17 protein-coding genes are annotated in these 18,677 nt (G+C 58.5%); 8 read left to right on the top strand and 9 right to left on the bottom strand.

Translation table 11 applies throughout. The annotated features are described in order from the left end of the window. Positions 1-79: 79 nt before the first annotated feature. Positions 80-2,191: an S-type pyocin domain-containing protein gene (locus PMI37_RS12885; protein WP_008081423.1), complete on the top strand. Its 2,112-nt coding sequence runs from the start codon at positions 80-82 to the stop codon at positions 2,189-2,191. Continuing rightward, the gene (locus PMI37_RS12880) at positions 2,188-2,463 is read left to right on the top strand and encodes a bacteriocin immunity protein (RefSeq protein WP_008081421.1); all 276 of its coding nucleotides are present in this window, start codon (positions 2,188-2,190) and stop codon (positions 2,461-2,463) included. Before PMI37_RS12885 ends, PMI37_RS12880 begins: the two co-directional genes overlap by 4 nt. A gap of 51 nt (positions 2,464-2,514) precedes the next feature. Here PMI37_RS12880 and PMI37_RS12875 read toward each other — a convergent pair whose 3' ends face one another. Then, on the bottom strand, positions 2,515-3,267 hold the full coding sequence (locus PMI37_RS12875; protein ID WP_338009887.1) for an energy transducer TonB: 753 nt from the start codon (positions 3,265-3,267) through the stop codon (positions 2,515-2,517). 41 nt (positions 3,268-3,308) lie between these two features. Beyond that, positions 3,309-3,938 (bottom strand): flagellar basal body-associated protein FliL, encoded by a 630-nt coding sequence (locus tag PMI37_RS12870; protein WP_045123127.1) that lies wholly within the window; start codon positions 3,936-3,938, stop codon positions 3,309-3,311. 222 nt (positions 3,939-4,160) lie between these two features. Here PMI37_RS12870 and glpT point away from each other — a divergent pair, with 222 nt between their 5' ends. Further along, entirely contained in the window at positions 4,161-5,510 is a 1,350-nt protein-coding gene (glpT, locus tag PMI37_RS12865; protein ID WP_008081416.1) for a glycerol-3-phosphate transporter, read from the top strand. On the opposite strand, the gene PMI37_RS12860 is transcribed toward glpT, so the two are convergent. The 7 genes from PMI37_RS12860 to PMI37_RS12830 form a co-directional block, all read right to left on the bottom strand. Further along, positions 5,486-6,154, bottom strand: a complete 669-nt coding sequence (locus PMI37_RS12860; protein ID WP_008081415.1) for a gamma-glutamylcyclotransferase — start codon at positions 6,152-6,154, stop codon at positions 5,486-5,488. The genes glpT and PMI37_RS12860 overlap by 25 nt on opposite strands. 235 nt (positions 6,155-6,389) lie before the next feature. Next, positions 6,390-7,358, bottom strand: coding sequence for a CDP-6-deoxy-delta-3,4-glucoseen reductase (locus PMI37_RS12855; RefSeq protein ID WP_008081414.1), 969 nt, complete (start codon positions 7,356-7,358; stop codon positions 6,390-6,392). Next, positions 7,358-8,824: a 4-hydroxy-3-polyprenylbenzoate decarboxylase gene (ubiD, locus tag PMI37_RS12850; RefSeq protein WP_008081413.1), complete on the bottom strand. Its 1,467-nt coding sequence runs from the start codon at positions 8,822-8,824 to the stop codon at positions 7,358-7,360. The genes PMI37_RS12855 and ubiD overlap by 1 nt, the downstream gene beginning before the upstream one ends. 69 nt (positions 8,825-8,893) lie before the next feature. Further along, positions 8,894-10,891, bottom strand: a complete 1,998-nt coding sequence (locus PMI37_RS12845) for an acyltransferase family protein (RefSeq protein ID WP_008081412.1) — start codon at positions 10,889-10,891, stop codon at positions 8,894-8,896. Positions 10,892-11,089: 198 nt separating this feature from the next. Further along, positions 11,090-12,349 carry a transcription termination factor Rho gene (gene rho, locus PMI37_RS12840; protein ID WP_003229334.1) on the bottom strand — a complete coding sequence of 420 codons (1,260 nt, stop codon included), beginning with the start codon at positions 12,347-12,349 and terminating at the stop codon, positions 11,090-11,092. Positions 12,350-12,599: 250 nt separating this feature from the next. Beyond that, a complete protein-coding gene (gene trxA, locus PMI37_RS12835; RefSeq protein ID WP_003206727.1) occupies positions 12,600-12,929 on the bottom strand; it encodes a thioredoxin TrxA in 330 nt (109 codons plus the stop codon). Positions 12,930-13,049: 120 nt separating this feature from the next. Further along, positions 13,050-13,757 (bottom strand): FadR/GntR family transcriptional regulator, encoded by a 708-nt coding sequence (locus PMI37_RS12830; protein WP_008081411.1) that lies wholly within the window; start codon positions 13,755-13,757, stop codon positions 13,050-13,052. Between the two features lie 256 nt (positions 13,758-14,013). Between PMI37_RS12830 and PMI37_RS12825 the strand changes: the two genes are divergently transcribed. The 5 genes from PMI37_RS12825 (at position 14,014) to ppx (ending at position 18,604) form a co-directional block, all read left to right on the top strand. Then, positions 14,014-14,799: a transporter substrate-binding domain-containing protein gene (locus tag PMI37_RS12825; RefSeq protein ID WP_008081410.1), complete on the top strand. Its 786-nt coding sequence runs from the start codon at positions 14,014-14,016 to the stop codon at positions 14,797-14,799. A 21-nt stretch (positions 14,800-14,820) separates the two neighbouring features. Further along, a complete protein-coding gene (locus tag PMI37_RS12820; RefSeq protein WP_008081409.1) occupies positions 14,821-15,495 on the top strand; it encodes an amino acid ABC transporter permease in 675 nt (224 codons plus the stop codon). Continuing rightward, on the top strand, positions 15,492-16,142 hold the full coding sequence (locus PMI37_RS12815) for an amino acid ABC transporter permease (protein ID WP_008081408.1): 651 nt from the start codon (positions 15,492-15,494) through the stop codon (positions 16,140-16,142). Before PMI37_RS12820 ends, PMI37_RS12815 begins: the two co-directional genes overlap by 4 nt. Further along, the gene (locus PMI37_RS12810; RefSeq protein WP_008081407.1) at positions 16,129-16,866 is read left to right on the top strand and encodes an amino acid ABC transporter ATP-binding protein; all 738 of its coding nucleotides are present in this window, start codon (positions 16,129-16,131) and stop codon (positions 16,864-16,866) included. The genes PMI37_RS12815 and PMI37_RS12810 overlap by 14 nt, the downstream gene beginning before the upstream one ends. 235 nt (positions 16,867-17,101) lie before the next feature. Next, a complete protein-coding gene (gene ppx / locus PMI37_RS12805) occupies positions 17,102-18,604 on the top strand; it encodes an exopolyphosphatase (RefSeq protein WP_008081406.1) in 1,503 nt (500 codons plus the stop codon). Positions 18,605-18,677: the final 73 nt, after the last annotated feature.

Raw genomic sequence — 18,677 nt, 5'->3', positions numbered from 1 at the left:
TCATTTGGCGGTAACTATATACCGCACTCACTTTATTAAATCACGATAGTTTCCTGCCATACAGACAAGGAGTAACTGTATGAGCAACCAAGACTGGACACCTGGAAAACTAACGATCCACACCCCCATTGTCATTTCTGACAGAGAGCAAAACTTTAACGGCATGGAAGGCGGCGGCTATGGTGGCGCGAGGCCGGGATATAGATTAAACGCTGCAACCGCACAGCAAACACTTAAGGTCCGAACCACGTTAGATAGCGAATATCATCAAAAACTTCTTGAAACTCCAGCCACGACAAACTCCGAACTTATCAATAACGGAGTGACGAGTACTGAAGCCGACCCGCCGTCTGACCTTCCCACTATTGAGCGTGAGAAGAACACTCTAACCCGGATGATTCAACTGAAAAACGAGAGCCTGCAACGCAACCTCGTTCAAGCCAACAACTTCTATGGCAGTGATCCCCACAATAAATCGACCCAAGAATATATAAACACATTCAACACGCACTTAATTGGAAACGAGAAGGCCCCTGGCGAAGTCCACAGGCAGTGGAAAAAATCATACACCGCCGGCTATTCGGTCAGACTGTATGCCGAGTCTATTCGCATTCTTACCCACCGCTCTCTACAGCTTGATGCCTCTTACGCCGCTGTGCAGGCTCGACAACATGCGGCGCAGCAAGCGGCAGTTCAACAGGCCGCAACGGCACGATCGGCGGCTGAACAAGCAGCGCGTGCGGAGGCGGCGCGTGCGGCTGCCGAACAAGCAGCACAGGAGCAAACCAGGCATCGTGAAGCGGAGAAGCTTTTTAAAGAGCAGAGAGCACACAGGGCCGCGTCTGAAGTTGCGGACCGGTTCGATGCTTTACTTAGCCAGCTAAGGGCACATCAGCCAGAAAACTTAAGCGAAAAAATTCGGTGGATAAAGGACAACCATCAAAAGCTGTACGCGGCACATGTCGAAGCATCAAAAGCCGAGCGCGCATTCAAAGACTTCTACAACTTTCAAAGACGGAAAAGACGCTGGAGAGCGATTAAGGACATACAAAAAGAAATCAGCGGGCTAACACGCCAGATCAAGGCCGATGCAAAGACAGAGATGCCCACGATCACTGGGGCGATTGCATCCGTCCGCCCCTTGGTGATCAGCTCTGACGGAATGATCGCGGGGTTTGAAGGTTCGCCATTTTCGTTAGGTAAGGCTGTCGATACTCTCGGAGCCCTACGCGGGGCGTTGTCCGGTGGGCCCGTCATTACGTTTCTTGCCTCGGTGTTTTATACGCCGACACTGGGAAACGGCGAACTGCAGCGCAATCCTTTGCTTCTGACTATCCCCGTCTCGCTACTAGTCCAAAACAATGAAGGTGTAACAGTTCCTGGCCCGGTTGATGCGAACTGGCTCCCTTTCCGCGTCGTGTCATCGGTTCAGGGAGAGCACATACGATTCTTTTTACGCTCATCCGAGCCAAGTCAATCGATCAGAGTCAGACAAGCGAAGTTTAATCGCGCAGACAATCTTTACACCTTCACGACCGAAGACTCATTCCCGATAACGCTGACCTGGACACCCAAAGCGCCTCCCGGAGACGACATCCCCGCCACAACCGAATTACCCGCAACCGATCCTGGAACCAGAATTTTTCCGGGAGCCCGCGTTACGCAAATTGAAGGTCGGCTGGACGAGCTCCCTGCCTGTGAAATAGCCGACCCGTATGACTACATCCTGACGTTTCCCATCGCGTCGGGGATCGAATCCATCTACATGATGGCCACTCGCAGCGGCCCGCGCTATGAACCAGGCACGGCTACAGGCAGGGGGCAAGAGGTCGGCGAAAATTGGTTGGGTGGCGCGACACTATCAAGTGGCTCCCCTGTCCCCGCACAGATTGCGGATAAATTACGTGGTCAGGATTTCAGGAATTTTGACAGATTCAGGGAAAAATTTTGGAGGGCGATTGCATCGGATAGCTCGCTGAGCCAGCAGTTTGGTAACGTTGATCTTGAAGAGATGCGAAGTGGCGCAGCACCTTTTACCGATCTAAATGACAATGTCGGTGGCAGAGAAAAATATGAGATACATCATAAGCAAAAAATTGCTGACGAAGGCGCGGTGTATGATGTGGACAACTTGACTGTCCTGACCCCAAAAGCACATATAGAACTGCACAAAAGTGGTATACAACAATGATCCTTAAAGACAAGCTGGAAGATTATACGGAAGCCGAATTTCTAGCCTTCTTAGAAGGCTTTTATAAAAACACGACCGGGCTGTCAGGTGATGCGTATAGCGTTTACTCATCTGAGCGTATGCGACACTTTGAGAAAATAACTGAACACCCTCGTCAGCGCATGGTTCTAACTCGCCCAATAAATGGCCGAGAAGATAGTCCAAGGGGCGCACTGGAAGAAATCAAAGAATGGCGTAAAGCAAACGGCAAGCCCGGCTTCAAAGCTGAATAAGTCATAAGCCAGACAGTGCCGCACCCACAGCTACTCTGTCTGGCTTTTTTACTAAAGCAGTTGGCGAATCTCCTCGGGCAACAGACTCATATACCGACTATTCGGGCTATGTCCGCAGCGATTGATAATGTCGGGGACACGCTCATTCAGTTTGGCAATCAGGCTCAGTCGGCGTTCGTCCGAAAGCTGGGCGGTATAAACCACACTTGATAAATAGGCCCGTGTGTAATGAAAAACCGGCAAGTCCACCCAGGAAGAGGCCGGACCACGAATGGCATATTGGTGGAGATCAATACATCGCACTTTACGTAGCCATTGGTTCGCGTGAATAGGTGAATCAAGATCGAGTCGAAAAACCATGGGGAGAGTGACTTCCAGCTCTGCAGGCTGACTTGCTTCTACCGTCCACGGCCTGAATCGCCATTGCTGCAGGGCGTCAGTGGCCGCCTCGGAAAAATCAGGATGTTTGCTTTCCAAAATACTGATTTTACTTACAGAGCCATTTGCGTTGGCGGTGAAACGGACCCGAACATCTCCCATGACTCCCGCCTTGGCAAGCGCTCGAGGATAAACCGGATCTGGATTATTTTCGGGGATCAAGAGCAGATCTGCTGCTCCTGCGACACCCACAAACGCCAGTAAAGACAAAGCAAAAAACCACCGCAAGATCCACCCCCCTTCAGACTCAAATGCCGAATCCGGCAACCGCTCAAAGGTTACGGAACAATGGTTTTTACCTGAATGGCGCAGCTTCGCCTTTGGCTGCAGGACATTTCCTAAACCGTGATGGTAAAACGGGCGCAAACACTGCGCGAAGGGTTTCAGGTAACTTTTCTGACGGACGCTTAGCCACCACTGGCGCCCGCAGCAGCATCCGGCATCAGATGCTCCTGAACCTTCTCGCTTCGCGATTCAACCAACTGCCCCTTGTCGTCGAAGCGCAAAACAATCAGCCAGTCAAAAACATCCACCGGCCATTTCGGCTGGCCGATCAATGCCGGGCCGTTGCCGCCGAATGCGGCGATGAGTTTGTTGATGTGGCCGTGGTGCCAGGCGATCAGCACGGTTTTCGCCTGATTATCCTTGCGCAGCAGACTGACCAGTTTGTCGACGTCGTTGTTGGCGAAGGGCTGTTCGATCGGCAGTTGCAGGCGCTGGGACAGTGGAATCAGCGTTTGCCGTGGGCGGATGCTTTGCGGGCTGTCGGCGGTGGCGATCAGGCGTTGCGGGGTGAGTGTTTCGTCACCCAGTTTCAGTGGGGTGAAATAGTCGGCGTAGGCGGCGGCGCGTTGCTGGCCTTGGGCGTTGAGCTCTCGGCCCACGTCCGGTTTTTCCGCATGGCGGACGATCAGTACGGTGGTGTTGCGCAGCCCCGATGCGCCAGCTCCGTGGGCGAAACTCAGCACCAGCACCGAAACGGTGACGACGGCCACCATCAGCAACCTCGGCAATAACCTGCGCACATTCGGAGCCATGGTTCATCTCTGCAATCAGTCATTCACTGAGCGCGAGTCTATGACACAACCCCCTGACGGCGACAAAAACGCCCCGTTCTTACAGCTGAGCGACAGGTTCGTAAAAGAACACGCGACTTCCAACATTTTCCGCTATTTGGTCGATGCGAACCGGTGCTATTTTCGGTAACGAAACTGTAACATTCGCATCCGCAGTCAAAACAAGAAACTTGGAGCTCTTGAATGTTTGCTTTCTTTCGACCTGCCGTACATCAGGCTCCATTGCCTGAAGAAAAAATAGACAGCACGTACCGACGCCTGCGCTGGCAGATCTTCGCCGGTATCTTCTTTGGTTACGCGGGTTACTACCTGCTGCGCAAAAACTTCTCGCTGGCCATGCCGTACTTGATCGACGAAGGCTACAGCCGCGGCGATCTGGGTCTGGCGATGTCGGCGATTGCCATCGCTTATGGTTTGTCGAAGTTCCTCATGGGTCTGGTGTCCGACCGCTCAAACCCTCGTTACTTCCTGCCATTCGGCCTGCTGGTGTCGGCCGGGGTGATGTTCATTTTCGGTTTCGCGCCTTGGGCAACGTCCAGCGTGACCATGATGTTCATACTGCTATTCATCAACGGCTGGGCTCAGGGCATGGGCTGGCCGCCGAGTGGCCGGACGATGGTGCACTGGTGGTCGCAGAAAGAACGCGGCGGCGTGGTTTCCGTGTGGAACGTGGCGCATAACGTCGGCGGCGGCCTGATCGGCCCGCTGTTCCTGCTCGGCATGGGCCTGTTCAACGACTGGCACGCGGCGTTCTACGTACCGGCAGCGGTAGCGCTGGGCGTGGCGGTGTTCGCCTTCATCACCATGCGCGACACCCCGCAATCGGTCGGCCTGCCGCCGATCGAGAAATACAAGAACGATTACCCGGAAGGCTACGATGCCAGCCACGAAGACGAATTCAGTGCGAAAGAGATCTTCGTCAAATACGTGCTGCGCAACAAAATGCTCTGGTACATCGCCATGGCCAACGTCTTCGTCTACCTGCTGCGCTACGGCGTGCTGGACTGGGCGCCGACGTACCTGAAGGAAGCCAAAGGCTTCACCGTCGATAAAACCTCGTGGGCGTACTTCTTCTACGAGTGGGCGGGTATTCCGGGCACGCTGCTGTGCGGCTGGATGTCGGACAAGATCTTCCGGGGCAACCGTGGCCTTACCGGCATGGTGTTCATGGCACTGGTGACTGTCGCGACGCTGGTTTACTGGCTGAACCCGGCCGGCAACCCGACCGTCGACATGATCGCGCTGTTCTCGATCGGATTCCTGATCTACGGCCCGGTGATGCTGATCGGTCTACAGGCGCTGGAGCTGGCACCGAAGAAAGCCGCTGGCACCGCTGCGGGCTTCACCGGTCTGTTCGGTTATCTGGGTGGTTCAGTCGCGGCGAGTGCAGCGATGGGCTACACCGTTGACCATTTCGGCTGGGACGGTGGTTTTGTCCTGTTGGTAGGCGCTTGCCTGCTGTCGATGGCCTTTCTGGCCCCGACGTTGTGGCACAAACAAGTCGCCAGTCAGAGCCGTGAAGCGGTCGCTTGATCGGCCTGTGACTGACAGCGCTTGAGCCGCGCCTCCAGATTGCGGTCTGGCATGGCGTGGCTGCGCAGGGCGTGTGCGGTCTGCTCGACATAATCGCGAGTGGTACCGTAACGCCCGCTGGCGCTTTCGAACACCTGACTCAGCACGTGATCCGGCAAGTTGCCGGCATAGCTGGGCAGGTGTCGCTCCAATACAAATCCCAAGGCCTGCACCTGGCTACCGTCGGCAAGACGGCAGTTGAGCCAGTGTGGCCGATAGGATGGCACCGGCATCTCGCGTTTCCATAGCGCATACAGCGCCGCATCGAGATTGTCTTCCGGCAAGCGATAGGCGAAGCCGCTGCACGAACCGCCACGATCCAGACCAAACACCAGACCGGGCATTTCCGGCGTACCGCGGTGCTCGTGCGACCACAGGTACAAGCCGCGATGGTAGCCATGCACGCGTCCGCGCACCCTTTCCACCGCCGAACATTCCGGCCGCCAGATCAGCGAACCGTAGGCGAACAGCCATACCGGCCCGCCCTTGTGGCGCGCCATGGTCGATTGCATGGAAGCGAGAAGTTGTTCGTGCGTCAGCTGCGGCCCAAGATCGAGCCGCGGAGGGTAATTCAGATTCAGAAAAGCGTTTTCAATGGCGCTCATGGCGAATAGCGTTCAGCTCCCCGCGGGTAAAGAATTACTTAATAGAACGCACCGCTGTAACAATAAGGCACATATGTTTTAAGGCAATTTGAGTGCCATGGCACAGTTCTTAATTGATTGCCTGATTGATATATAACCTAGCGGTATTTATGCAATTAGATAAATACCGATCGGCTATATAGAGAGTTATAACGACTCAGGAATGTGGCTCAAGAGCGCGGCTTAGGAGCGCGGCTCAAGAGCGCGGCGCGTAGGCAAACACGTCGGCACGCATTTGATGGGCGTCCATCCCGGCTTCGACCAAGGCGTCGAGGGTGCCGTAGACCATGGCCGGTGAGCCGCTGGCGTAGACGTGCAGCGGTTTCAGATCGGGAAAGTCTTCGCAGACTGCTTCGTGCAGCATGCCGCAGCGCCCTTCCCAACCGCATTGATCGCTGACGACTTTGTGCAGGAACAGGTTGGGTAACTTCAGCCATTCGTCCCAATGTTCGATTTCATAGAAATCTTCTGGACGACGCACGCCCCAGTACAGATGTACCGGGTGTTTGAAGCCGTTGGCGCGGCAGTGCTCGATCAGCGCGTGAATCTGGCCCATGCCGGTGCCAGCAGCGACCAGCACCAGCGGCCCGTCGGGCAGCTCGGCCAGATGTGTGTCGCCGAACGGCAGCTGGACGCGCACCATCGGGTTGCGTTGCAGCTGTTCGATCAGGCTCAGTGCACTGGCTTCGCGCGCCAGCACATGGATTTCCAGATCACGCCCGCCATGCGGCGCCGAGGCCATGGAGAACGCCGATTTCTCGCCGTTCTCGCGCTCGATCATCAGGTACTGCCCGGCGTGATAACGCGGCGGTTTGCCTGCCGGCGCACGCAGACGCACGCGCCAGGTGTCGCCGCCGACGTCCCGGCATTCGATGACCTGACACGACAGGCTACGCACCGGCAGTTCTCCCAATGCAAGCACGCCATCCCACAGCAGAATGCAGTCTTCCAGCGGCTCGGCTATGCAAGTGTAGAACTCGCGATGATCGTGCACCTTGCCATCCTGGGCGACGCGCCCTTCCACCAGCAGCGCCGCACACACGTGACAATTGCCGTTGCGGCAGCTTTGCGGGCATTCGTAGCCCAGGCGCCGCGCACCATCGAGAATTCGCTCACCGGGCCGTATCTCAAGCACCGCTCCGGAGGGCTGCAGGGTTACACGCATCAATCTATTCCTAATTGATTCCAGATGGCATCGATCCGTTGGGTAACGGCGTCGTCCTTGACAATCACACGGCCCCACTCGCGAGTGGTTTCGCCCGGCCACTTGTGGGTGGCATCGAGGCCCATCTTCGAACCCAGGCCAGAGATCGGCGAGGCGAAATCGAGATAGTCGATCGGCGTGTTATCGATCATCACCGTATCGCGCTTGGGGTCCATGCGCGTGGTGATCGCCCAGATCACATCATTCCAGTCCCGGGCATTGATATCGTCGTCAGTGACGATAACGAATTTGGTGTACATGAACTGTCGCAAAAACGACCAGACACCGAGCATCACGCGCTTGGCGTGCCCCGGGTACGACTTCTTCATGGTCACGATGGCCATGCGGTACGAGCAGCCTTCCGGCGGCAGGTAGAAGTCGGTGATCTCCGGAAACTGCTTCTGCAGAATCGGCACGAACACTTCGTTCAGCGCCACACCGAGGATCGCCGGTTCATCTGGCGGACGGCCGGTGTAGGTACTGTGGTAGATCGGTTTGATCCGGTGGGTGATGCGCTCGACGGTGAACACCGGGAAGCTGTCGACTTCGTTGTAGTAACCGGTGTGGTCGCCGTACGGGCCTTCGTCGGCCATTTCGCCCGGATGGATCACGCCTTCGAGGATGATCTCGGCGGTGGCCGGCACTTGCAGGTCGTTGCCACGGCACTTGACCAGTTCGGTGCGGTTACCGCGCAGCAGACCGGCGAAAGCGTATTCGGAGAGGCTGTCCGGCACTGGTGTCACGGCGCCGAGGATAGTTGCCGGATCGGCGCCGAGGGCCACGGACACCGGGAACGGCTGGCCCGGATGCTTCTCGCACCACTCGCGGAAGTCGAGCGCACCGCCACGGTGGCTGAGCCAGCGCATGATCACCTTGTTGCGGCCGATCACTTGCTGACGATAGATACCGAGGTTCTGGCGTTCCTTGTTCGGGCCTTTGGTGACGGTCAGGCCCCAGGTGATCAGCGGGCCGACATCGCCCGGCCAGCAGGTCTGCACGGGCAGCATCGCCAGGTCGACATCGTCGCCTTCGATGACCACTTCCTGGCACACCGCGTCTTTGACGACTTTTGGCGCCATCGAGATGATCTTGCGGAAGATCGGCAGCTTCGACCACGCGTCTTTCAAGCCCTTCGGCGGCTCCGGCTCCTTGAGGAAGGCCAGCAGCTTGCCGATTTCACGCAGCTCGCTGACCGACTCGGCGCCCATGCCCATGGCCACCCGCTCGGGCGTGCCGAACAGGTTGCCGAGCACCGGAATGTCGTAGCCGGTGGGCTTTTCGAACAGCAGCGCCGGGCCCTTGGCCCGCAGCGTGCGGTCACACACCTCAGTCATCTCCAGCACCGGCGAGACGGGAATCTGGATGCGTTTCAACTCTCCGCGCTGCTCAAGCTGCTGCACGAAATCCCGAAGATCCTTGAATTTCATTGACGATGGCACCCTCAAAATAGGCGTACATCCTACCTGCTATGCGGCCCTGTGGCAGCCTGTCGCTGCTTACTTGGCTGCATTCGTCCGGGCCTTGCCGAGGTTTTCCCGGCGCTGCAGGTTAATGAACAACGGTTCCATGATCGGTGCCACCAGACGCGCGCCGACCTCCGAAAGGTGATTGTCATCGGTGTACAGCGAGTAGCCGTCGAGTTCGGCGTGACACAAACCGCGCTCATCGCACAGCCGTGGTGCCGGATCGACCACACGCACTGCCGGGTCTTTGGCCAGCTCGGCGAACAACTGGCTGATGAACACCTGACGCTCGTGATGTACGGTGACTTGCTGACCAACGCCCTCGACCGAACGATCGAGCATCGCCAGTCGCGTCAGACGGTACGGCGGGCTGAAGGCCTGCAGCGGCGCCTCCTTGACCAGCCAGACCCGATGGCCGCTGGCACGCAGTTGCGCAACGCGCGTGCGCAGGCCAGCGGCCAGACGTTGCTCGGCAGCGGCGCGATCGTAACGACCGTCGGGGGTTCTCAGCACGTGGCCCAAGTCGCCATTGGCATCGCCGTAGAGATACAGGCTCCAGCGCGCGACCAGCACCACATCGCTGACGGTTTTCTCTTTCAGGGCCTGCTCGATCCGGCGGTTGAAATGCGCACATACCGGGCCATGTTCCAGACCCTCCACCGGAATGCAGCCAGGGGAACTGGCCAGAATCACGCTGACGTCATGGGCTTTCGCGCCGTCATCGAACACCGGAATCAGCGCCGTGGCATGACTGTCGCCCCAGACCATCGCTTGCGCCGGCACGTCGGCCACGCCGTAATGACAGAACAGTTTGTCATCAGGCGTCTTGTCGTCCGCCAGGCACGCCATCAGCTCCGGCCGCCAGTCGTGACCCTTGGCGTATTGCAGCGCTTGATCGGACAAACGCCACGGCAAGCCATCGGTCCAGCGCAATGTTTGCCCGGCCAGCGCCAGCACCAGCACACCCAGAGCGCCAGCGATCAGAATCGGCCGACGACCGGCGAGCAGACGGCGCTCGCGGAACGGTGTCTCTATGAATTTCCACGACAGATAACCCAGCACCAGCGTCAGCAGAATTAATCCGGCGTTATCTAGCGCGCTGATTTCCTCGACGCTGGCATAGCTGGAAAACACGAACACCGGCCAATGCCACAGGTACCAGGAATAAGAGATCAGGCCGAAACCGACCATCACCTTACTGCTCAACAATTGACCAACAACAGTCTCGCGATGACCGTTGGCGAAAATCAGCAGCACCACACCGAGCACAGGCAGCAGCGCCGCCGCACCGGGGAATGGTGTGGCTTTGCTGTAGCCGAACACCGCCAGCAGGATCAGGCCCATGCCGAGCAGGCTCAACAGTTGCGCCGCCATCGGCTTCAGACGCCAGGCATGCTTCGGCGCGACCGCCAGCATCGCCCCGGCGAGCAGTTCCCAGGCGCGCATTGGCAGCAGAAAGAAGGCTTTTTCCGGGTGGTGACTGACCGCCCACACGCTCAGGCCGAAGGACACCAGCAGAATCGCGAACAGCGCCAGTCGCCAGTGCTTGAGGCGACTCGACAGCACCGCAAGCAGCAGCGGGAAGAGGATGTAGAACTGCTCTTCAACCGCCAGCGACCAGGTGTGCAACATCGGCTTGAGGTCAGAGGCGACGTCGAAATAGCCGTCCTGACGCATGAACAGAAGGTTTGAGACGAACAGCACCTGATAACGCACCGAGCGCCCCAGCTCTTCGTAATCCTTGGGCGCCAGCAGGAACCAGCCCACCGCCAGCACCGCAATGATCATCGCGAACAGCGCCGGCAGAATCCGCCGCGCACGGCGCGCCCAGAATTCGACGAAGCTGAAACGCCCGGCTTGCCGCTGGTTCCAGATGATCGAAGTGATCAGGTAGCCGGAGATGACGAAGAACACGTCGACCCCGACAAATCCGCCGGTAAACCCCGGGACGCCAAAATGGAACAGCACCACGGCGATGACCGCGACTGCCCGCAAGCCGTCGATATCCCTTCGATAAGCGAGTGTGCTCATAAAATCTTTAATGCCAATCAGTTGGTTATTATTTGTACAGCCTGATTCTCTTGTGCGGAAACGGTCACGTACGCTGCGGCTCATTCTTGCAAGGGACAGACCTTAGCAGATCGCCAACGTCCCATCGTTCGGGCAAAAAACAGGCAAAAAAATGGCGCCCCGCGAGGGACGCCATTTTTATCGGTTCACACCGCGATGTTACTTGCGCTTCATCGACAGGAAGAACTCGTCGTTGGTCTTGGTCGTTTTCAGCTTGTCGACCAGGAACTCGATCGCGGCGACTTCGTCCATCGGGTGCAGCAGCTTGCGCAGAATCCACATGCGCTGCAGTTCGTCGTCGGCGGTCAGCAACTCTTCGCGGCGGGTGCCGGAGCGGTTGATGTTGATCGCAGGGAACACGCGCTTCTCGGCGATCTTGCGATCCAGAGGCAGTTCCATGTTGCCGGTACCCTTGAACTCTTCGTAGATCACTTCGTCCATTTTCGAGCCGGTTTCAACCAGCGCGGTGGCGATAATGGTCAGCGAGCCGCCTTCTTCGATGTTACGCGCAGCACCGAAGAAACGCTTTGGCTTCTCCAGGGCGTGGGCATCGACACCACCGGTCAATACCTTGCCGGAGCTCGGGATCACGGTGTTGTAGGCACGGGCCAGACGGGTGATGGAGTCGAGCAGGATCACCACGTCTTTTTTGTGTTCGACCAGGCGCTTGGCCTTTTCGATCACCATTTCGGCAACCTGTACGTGACGGGTCGGCGGCTCGTCGAAGGTCGAGGCAACCACTTCGCCGCGCACGGTGCGCTGCATTTCGGTTACTTCTTCCGGACGCTCGTCGATCAGCAGCACGATCAGGTGAACTTCAGGGTTGTTACGGGCGATGTTTGCCGCGATGTTCTGCAGCATGATCGTTTTACCGGCTTTCGGCGGTGCCACGATCAGACCACGCTGGCCTTTGCCGATCGGGGCGCACAGGTCGATCACACGACCGGTCAAGTCTTCGGTGGAACCGTTACCGGCTTCCATCTTCATGCGCACGGTCGGGAACAGCGGGGTCAGGTTCTCGAAGAGAATCTTGTTTTTCGCGTTCTCGGGACGATCGAAGTTGATCGTGTCGACCTTGAGCAGTGCGAAATACCGCTCGCCTTCCTTCGGAGGGCGGATCTTGCCAACGATGGTGTCACCGGTGCGCAAGTTGAAGCGGCGGATCTGGCTTGGCGAGACGTAGATATCGTCCGGGCCGGCCAGGTAGGAAGCGTCAGCGGAGCGCAGGAAGCCGAAGCCGTCCTGGAGAATCTCCAGCACGCCATCACCGGAGATTTCCTCGCCGCTTTTCGCGTGCTTTTTCAGCAGGGAGAAAATCACGTCCTGCTTGCGCGAACGGGCCATATTTTCTATGCCCATCTGTTCGGCCAATTCGAGCAGTTCGGTAATCGGCTTTTGCTTGAGTTCAGTCAGATTCATATAGGAATGACGTAATCATTTATGGAGGGGGGGAAATTAAGCTTTTGGCTTAATGAGGCCGCGCCGCGGAGAAGGCGACAGGATCGCGAACTAATTCGAAAAGGAGTACGTCGGCGACGGCTAGCAGGGGGCAATGGAGAAACCAGTGCGGGGCCGAATGTACCACCTGAGTTTCGGAGCGTCTAGCCCTGAATACGCAAAAAGCCCCGCTATTTTGCGGGGCTTTTTTTCAGGCACTTTGCAGCGACGCTTAGATGTTGGCGTCGAGGAAAGCCGCCAGTTGCGACTTCGACAGGGCGCCGACTTTGGTCGCTTCAACGTTGCCGTTCTTGAACAGCATCAGCGTCGGGATACCACGCACGCCATGCTTGGCCGGGGTTTCCTGATTTTCGTCGATGTTCAGTTTGGCAACGGTCAGCTTGCCTTTGTAAGTCTCGGCAATCTCGTCCAGAACCGGAGCGATCATTTTGCAAGGACCGCACCATTCAGCCCAGTAATCGACCAGGACAGCGCCTTCGGCCTTGAGTACGTCGGCTTCGAAGCTAGCGTCGCTAACGTGTTTGATAAGATCGCTGCTCATGGAATTCTCCAGGTTGTAAGCAAAAAAACGTGGCCCATCATAGCCGCCCTTCCCCTGTTCAGGAAGCCGCAGATGATTGAGTCTTGCTATGGTGCCCCATGAGTTTGGGTATAGCTCAAGTCAAGCGGTAGCGGGGGCGATGAAGGAAATTCCAGTACGCAGGGCCGCGTTGCGCACATGCTCCTGCATGGCTTTTTGCGCAGCAGCAGAGGCCCGGCGAGCGAGGGCGCGGAGGATCTTACGATGTTCCTGCCAGGTTTCCATGGCGCGTTCGGCACGGATGAACGGTAACTTCTGGCTCTCAAGAAACATCTCGGCGCTGGCGGTGAGGATGCTCAGCATCGCTTGATTGCCGCTGGCCAGGAGGATGCGCCGGTGGAATTCAAAGTCGAGTTTCGCCGCGGCTTCAAAGTCGCCGGCCTTCAGTTGCTCGCGCATGGCCGTGACGTTGTCTTCCAGCGCATCCAGATCAACCGTGCTCAACGTCACTGCCGCGAGACCTGCGGCAAAACCTTCCAGTGCATAGCGCAGTTGAAAGATATCCAGCGGCGATGCCTGCGCGGCGAATGACCAGCCCGGCGCGGTATCGCCACGCGACAACTCCACCGGCGCCTGCACGAAAACGCCTTTACCCGGTTGAATGCTGACCACGCCCAACGCACTCAGCGACGACAACGCCTCGCGCAGCGACGCCCGGCTCACGCCCAGTTGCAACGCCAGATCCCGTTGCGACGGCAAGGCATCGCCGGCGCCGAAACCCTGTTCGGTGATCAGTTTGCGGATCGCTTGCAGCGCCACTTCGGGTACCGCACGGGAAATCGAATTCATGGTTTTTCAGACGCGTCAGGCCAATGTGCGGCTAGTTGTAAAGCTATTCGCCGAGTCCGGCAAGTCGTGCCCCAGCGGGGTTCGGTGATCGAGCCTGATGCGCTATCGCAGTGCGAAAAACAACCTGACTGTTCAGACCAGTAAGACCGAACAAAGCCGCTGAAACCGTGGTCTGCCGGGGCGAAACCCATGTATTGGCACGGCGCATGCTCTGTCCGAACGCAGAAATCACTTCTCGCCGATCCGGAGATTGTCCATGACCAAGCGTTACAGCGCCCTCCTCGCCGCTCTGTTTTCCAGCCTGCTGCTCAGCCAGGTACCCGCTCACGCCGACGGCCTCGACGACGTGGTCAAACGCGGCACGCTGAAAGTCGCCGTACCGCAGGACTTCCCGCCGTTCGGCTCGGTCGGCCCGGACATGAAACCTCGCGGCCTGGACATCGACACAGCGAAACTGCTGGCCGACCAGCTCAAGGTCAAACTCGAACTGACTCCGGTCAACAGCACCAACCGCATCCCGTTCCTGACCACCGGCAAGGTCGACCTAGTGATTTCCAGCCTCGGCAAAAACCCCGAGCGCGAGAAAGTCATCGACTTCTCCCGCGCCTACGCACCCTTCTACCTCGCCGTGTTCGGCCCGCCAGATGCTGCCATCGCCAGCCTTGACGACCTCAAAGGCAAAACCATCAGCGTCACCCGTGGCGCCATCGAAGACATCGAGCTGACCAAGGTCGCCCCTGAAGGCGTGACCATCAAACGCTTCGAAGACAACAACTCGACCATTGCCGCCTACCTCGCCGGGCAAGTCGACCTGATCGCCAGCGGCAACGTGGTCATGGTCGCGATCAGCGAGAAGAACCCGAAACGCGTGCCGGCGCTGAAAGTGAAGCTCAAGGATTCGCCGGTCTACGTTGGCGTGAACAAGAACGAAGAGGCGCTGCTGGCCAAGGTCAACGACATCCTGACCACCGCCAAAGCTGACGGCGCCCTGGAAAAGAACTCGCAGACCTGGCTGAAAGAGCCGCTGCCGGCCGATCTCTGATCGACTGCGCGGGAGACCTTCATGGCTTATCAGTTCGATTTCATGCCGGTGGTGCAAAACACCGACCTGTTGCTGCGCGGCGCGCTGTTTACCCTTGAGCTGACGGCCATCGGCGCGTTGCTTGGGGTGGGCGTCGGGATTGTCGGGGCGCTGGTGCGGGCGTGGAACATTCGCCCGTTCTCGACGATCTTCGGCGTCTACGTCGAGTTGATCCGCAACACGCCGTTTCTGGTGCAGTTGTTCTTTATCTTCTTCGGGCTGCCGTCGCTGGGCGTGCAGATTTCCGAGTGGCAGGCAGCGGTGTTGGCGATGGTGATCAACCTCGGCGCGTATTCCACGGAAATCATCCGCGCGGGCATTCAGGCGATTCCGCGCGGGCAGCTGGAGGCCGCAGCGGCGCTGGCGATGACGCGTTTCGAAGCGTTCCGCCACGTGGTGCTGCTGCCAGCGCTGGGCAAGGTCTGGCCGGCGCTGAGCAGCCAGATCATCATTGTCATGCTCGGCTCGGCGGTGTGTTCGCAGATCGCCACCGAAGAGCTGAGCTTCGCCGCCAACTTCATTCAGTCGCGTAACTTCCGCGCTTTTGAAACCTATGCGCTGACCACGCTGATCTATCTGTGCATGGCGCTGCTGATTCGCCAGCTACTCAACTGGATCGGTCGCCGCTATATCAGTCGAAGCGGGAGCCGCGCATGAGTGACTTCACCTTCTGGGACATCCTGCGCAATCTGCTCGTCGGCCTGCAATGGACGCTGGCGTTGTCGCTGGTGGCGTTTATCGGTGGCGGGATCGTCGGGCTGCTGATCCTGATCATGCGTATTTCGAAAAACCCTGTGTCGAGCAGCATCGCCCGCACCTGGATCGAGTTGTTCCAAGGCACGCCATTGTTGATGCAGCTGTTTCTGGTGTTCTTCGGCGTGGCGCTGGCCGGGATTGAAATCTCGCCGTGGATGGCTGCAGCAATTGCCCTGACCTTGTTCACCAGCGCCTATCTGGCGGAGATCTGGCGCGGTTGCGTCGAGTCGATCGCGCATGGTCAGTGGGAAGCTTCGGCGAGTCTGGCGCTCAATCCGCTGGAGCAACTGCGCTACGTGATCCTGCCGCAAGCGCTGCGCATTGCCGTGGCGCCAACCGTGGGTTTCTCGGTGCAAGTGGTCAAAGGCACCGCAGTGACCTCGATCATCGGCTTCACCGAGCTGACCAAAACCGGCGGCATGCTCGCCAACGCCACGTTTGAACCGTTCATGGTCTACGGCCTCGTCGCCCTCGGCTATTTCCTGCTCTGCTACCCCTTGTCCCTCAGTGCGCGCTACCTGGAAAGGAGACTGCATGCCTCTGCTTAGAATTTCCGCCCTGCATAAATACTACGGCGATCACCACGTGCTCAAAGGCATCGACCTCAGCGTCGAGGAAGGCCAGGTGGTGGCGATCATCGGCCGCAGCGGCTCGGGCAAATCCACCCTGTTGCGCACGCTTAATGGTCTGGAATCGATCAACGATGGCGTGATCGAAGTCGATGGCGAATACCTCGATGCTGCGCGCGCTGATTTGCGCAGCTTGCGGCAGAAGGTCGGCATGGTCTTTCAGCAATTCAACCTGTTCCCGCACCTGACCGTCGGTGAGAACGTGATGCTCGCGCCGCAAGTGGTGCAGAAAGTGCCGAAAGCCAAGGCGGCGGAACTGGCGCGCGAGATGCTTGAGCGCGTGGGCCTTGGGGAAAAGTTCGATGCCTTCCCGGATCGGTTGTCCGGTGGTCAGCAGCAGCGCGTGGCGATTGCCCGGGCGTTGGCGATGTCGCCGAAGGTTTTGCTCTGCGACGAGATCACCTCGGCGCTTGACCCGGAACTGGTCAACGAAGTGCTCAGCGTCGTGCGGCAATTGGCCAAGGAAGGCATGACGCTGATCATGGTCACCCATGAAATGCGTTTTGCCCGCGAGGTCGGCGACAAACTGGTGTTCATGCACCACGGCAAGGTGCATGAGGTGGGCGATCCGAAGGTGCTGTTTGCCAATCCACAGACGGCGGAGCTGGCGAATTTCATTGGTACGGTTGAAGCGGTGGCCTGAAAGAGATGCAGGGGTTTTTAAGGCCTCATCGCGGGCAAGCCCGCTCCCACAGGGTTCTATGTAGGAACAGGATTGTGCATTCGACGCAAAAACCTGTGGGAGCGGGCTTGCCCGCGATTGACCGCGCAGCGGTCACCCGCACTCCTGTGTCAGATCAAGGGTTTGAACCGTGCGCGTTGGCGCCAGCGTTTGATCGTGGCACGATGTCGAGGTTATCGACCGAGACCCCCTGACCATGCCGCAATCCCAAGCCAAGAATCTGTCCCTGATCGCCGCAATCGACCTGGGCTCCAACAGCTTTCACATGGTCGTGGCCAAGGCCCAGAACGGCGAAATCCGCATTCTCGAGCGGCTCGGCGAGAAGGTTCAACTGGCGGCCGGCATCGACGATGAGCGCAAGCTCAACGAAGAATCGATGCAGCGCGGCCTCGATTGCCTCAAGCGCTTTGCCCAACTGATCAACGGTATGCCACTGGGCGCCGTGCGCATCGTCGGCACCAACGCCCTGCGTGAAGCGCGCAACCGCCTCGAATTCATTCACCGCGCCGAAGAAATCCTCGGCCATCCGGTGGAAGTCATCTCCGGCCGTGAAGAGGCGCGCCTGATCTACCTGGGCGTGTCGCACACCCTCGCCGACACTCCGGGCAAACGCCTGGTCGCCGACATCGGCGGCGGCAGTACCGAATTCATCATCGGCCAGCGCTTCGAGCCGCTGCTGCGCGAAAGCCTGCAAATGGGCTGCGTCAGCTTCACCCAGCGCTACTTCAAGGACGGCAAGATCACTCCGGCCCGCTACGCCCAGGCGTACACGGCGGCGCGGCTGGAGATCATGAGCATCGAACACGCCCTGCACCGCCTGACCTGGGATGAAGCCATCGGCTCCTCGGGCACCATCCGCGCCATCGGCCTGGCGCTGAAGGCCGGCGGCCATGGCACCGGCGAAGTGAACGCCGAAGGCTTGGCCTGGCTCAAGCGTCGGCTGTTCAAGCTCGGCGACGTCGACAAGATCGATTTCGAAGGCATCAAGCCTGATCGCCGGACCATTTTCCCGGCGGGTCTGGCGATTCTCGAAGCGATTTTCGATGCCCTCGAACTGCAACGCATGGATCATTGCGACGGCGCACTGCGTGAAGGCGTGCTCTACGACCTGCTGGGTCGTCATCATCACGAAGACGTGCGCGAGCGCACCCTGACCTCGCTGATGGAGCGCTATCACGTCGATCTGGAACAGGCCGCGCGAGTTGAACGCAAAGCCTTGCACGCGTTCGATCAGGTCGCGGTGGACTGGGAACTGGACGACGGCATCTGGCGCGAACTCCTTGGCTGGGCGGCGAAAGTGCACGAAGTCGGCCTCGATATCGCTCACTATCACTACCACAAACACGGCGCTTATTTGATCGAGCACTCTGACCTCGCCGGCTTCTCCCGCGAAGACCAGCAGATGCTCGCCCTATTGGTGCGCGGCCATCGCCGCAATATTCCCAAGGACAAGTTCGCCGACTTCGGCGACGACGGCGACAAGCTGATCCGACTGTGCGTGCTGCTGCGCTTTGCGATCCTGTTCCACCATATTCGTGGCACCCAGACCATGCCGCAGGTGGTATTGCACGCCAAGGGCAACACCCTGGATGTGGAATTCCCGGAGAACTGGCTGGACGAGAACCAACTGACGCAGGCGGATTTCGGCCTCGAAGCCGATTGGCTGACACGGGTTGGCATCGTCCTCACCGTCCACTGACACACCGCAAATCCCCTTGTAGGAGCTGCCGCAGGCTGCGATCTTTTGATCTTGTTTTTAAGATCAAAAGATC

The organism is Pseudomonas sp. GM80, assembly GCF_000282515.1.
Lineage (GTDB): Bacteria > Pseudomonadota > Gammaproteobacteria > Pseudomonadales > Pseudomonadaceae > Aquipseudomonas.
This window is presented reverse-complemented; position numbering and strand designations above follow the sequence as displayed.

What these genes read in the sequence shown, in the direction of transcription:
- PMI37_RS12845 (WP_008081412.1), bottom strand. Translation starts at nt 10,891, where the DNA reads ATGAGCACACTCGCTTATCGAAGGGATATCGACGGCTTGCGGGCAGTC.
- PMI37_RS12860 (WP_008081415.1), bottom strand. Translation starts at nt 6,154, where the DNA reads ATGAGCGCCATTGAAAACGCTTTTCTGAATCTGAATTACCCTCCGCGG.
- PMI37_RS12825 (WP_008081410.1), top strand. Translation starts at nt 14,014, where the DNA reads ATGACCAAGCGTTACAGCGCCCTCCTCGCCGCTCTGTTTTCCAGCCTG.
- ppx (WP_008081406.1), top strand. Translation starts at nt 17,102, where the DNA reads ATGCCGCAATCCCAAGCCAAGAATCTGTCCCTGATCGCCGCAATCGAC.
- PMI37_RS12820 (WP_008081409.1), top strand. Translation starts at nt 14,821, where the DNA reads ATGGCTTATCAGTTCGATTTCATGCCGGTGGTGCAAAACACCGACCTG.
- PMI37_RS12855 (WP_008081414.1), bottom strand. Translation starts at nt 7,358, where the DNA reads ATGCGTGTAACCCTGCAGCCCTCCGGAGCGGTGCTTGAGATACGGCCC.
- PMI37_RS12880 (WP_008081421.1), top strand. Translation starts at nt 2,188, where the DNA reads ATGATCCTTAAAGACAAGCTGGAAGATTATACGGAAGCCGAATTTCTA.
- PMI37_RS12830 (WP_008081411.1), bottom strand. Translation starts at nt 13,757, where the DNA reads ATGAATTCGATTTCCCGTGCGGTACCCGAAGTGGCGCTGCAAGCGATC.
- PMI37_RS12885 (WP_008081423.1), top strand. Translation starts at nt 80, where the DNA reads ATGAGCAACCAAGACTGGACACCTGGAAAACTAACGATCCACACCCCC.
- PMI37_RS12870 (WP_045123127.1), bottom strand. Translation starts at nt 3,938, where the DNA reads ATGGCTCCGAATGTGCGCAGGTTATTGCCGAGGTTGCTGATGGTGGCC.
- rho (WP_003229334.1), bottom strand. Translation starts at nt 12,349, where the DNA reads ATGAATCTGACTGAACTCAAGCAAAAGCCGATTACCGAACTGCTCGAA.
- ubiD (WP_008081413.1), bottom strand. Translation starts at nt 8,824, where the DNA reads ATGAAATTCAAGGATCTTCGGGATTTCGTGCAGCAGCTTGAGCAGCGC.
- PMI37_RS12815 (WP_008081408.1), top strand. Translation starts at nt 15,492, where the DNA reads ATGAGTGACTTCACCTTCTGGGACATCCTGCGCAATCTGCTCGTCGGC.
- trxA (WP_003206727.1), bottom strand. Translation starts at nt 12,929, where the DNA reads ATGAGCAGCGATCTTATCAAACACGTTAGCGACGCTAGCTTCGAAGCC.
- PMI37_RS12810 (WP_008081407.1), top strand. Translation starts at nt 16,129, where the DNA reads ATGCCTCTGCTTAGAATTTCCGCCCTGCATAAATACTACGGCGATCAC.
- glpT (WP_008081416.1), top strand. Translation starts at nt 4,161, where the DNA reads ATGTTTGCTTTCTTTCGACCTGCCGTACATCAGGCTCCATTGCCTGAA.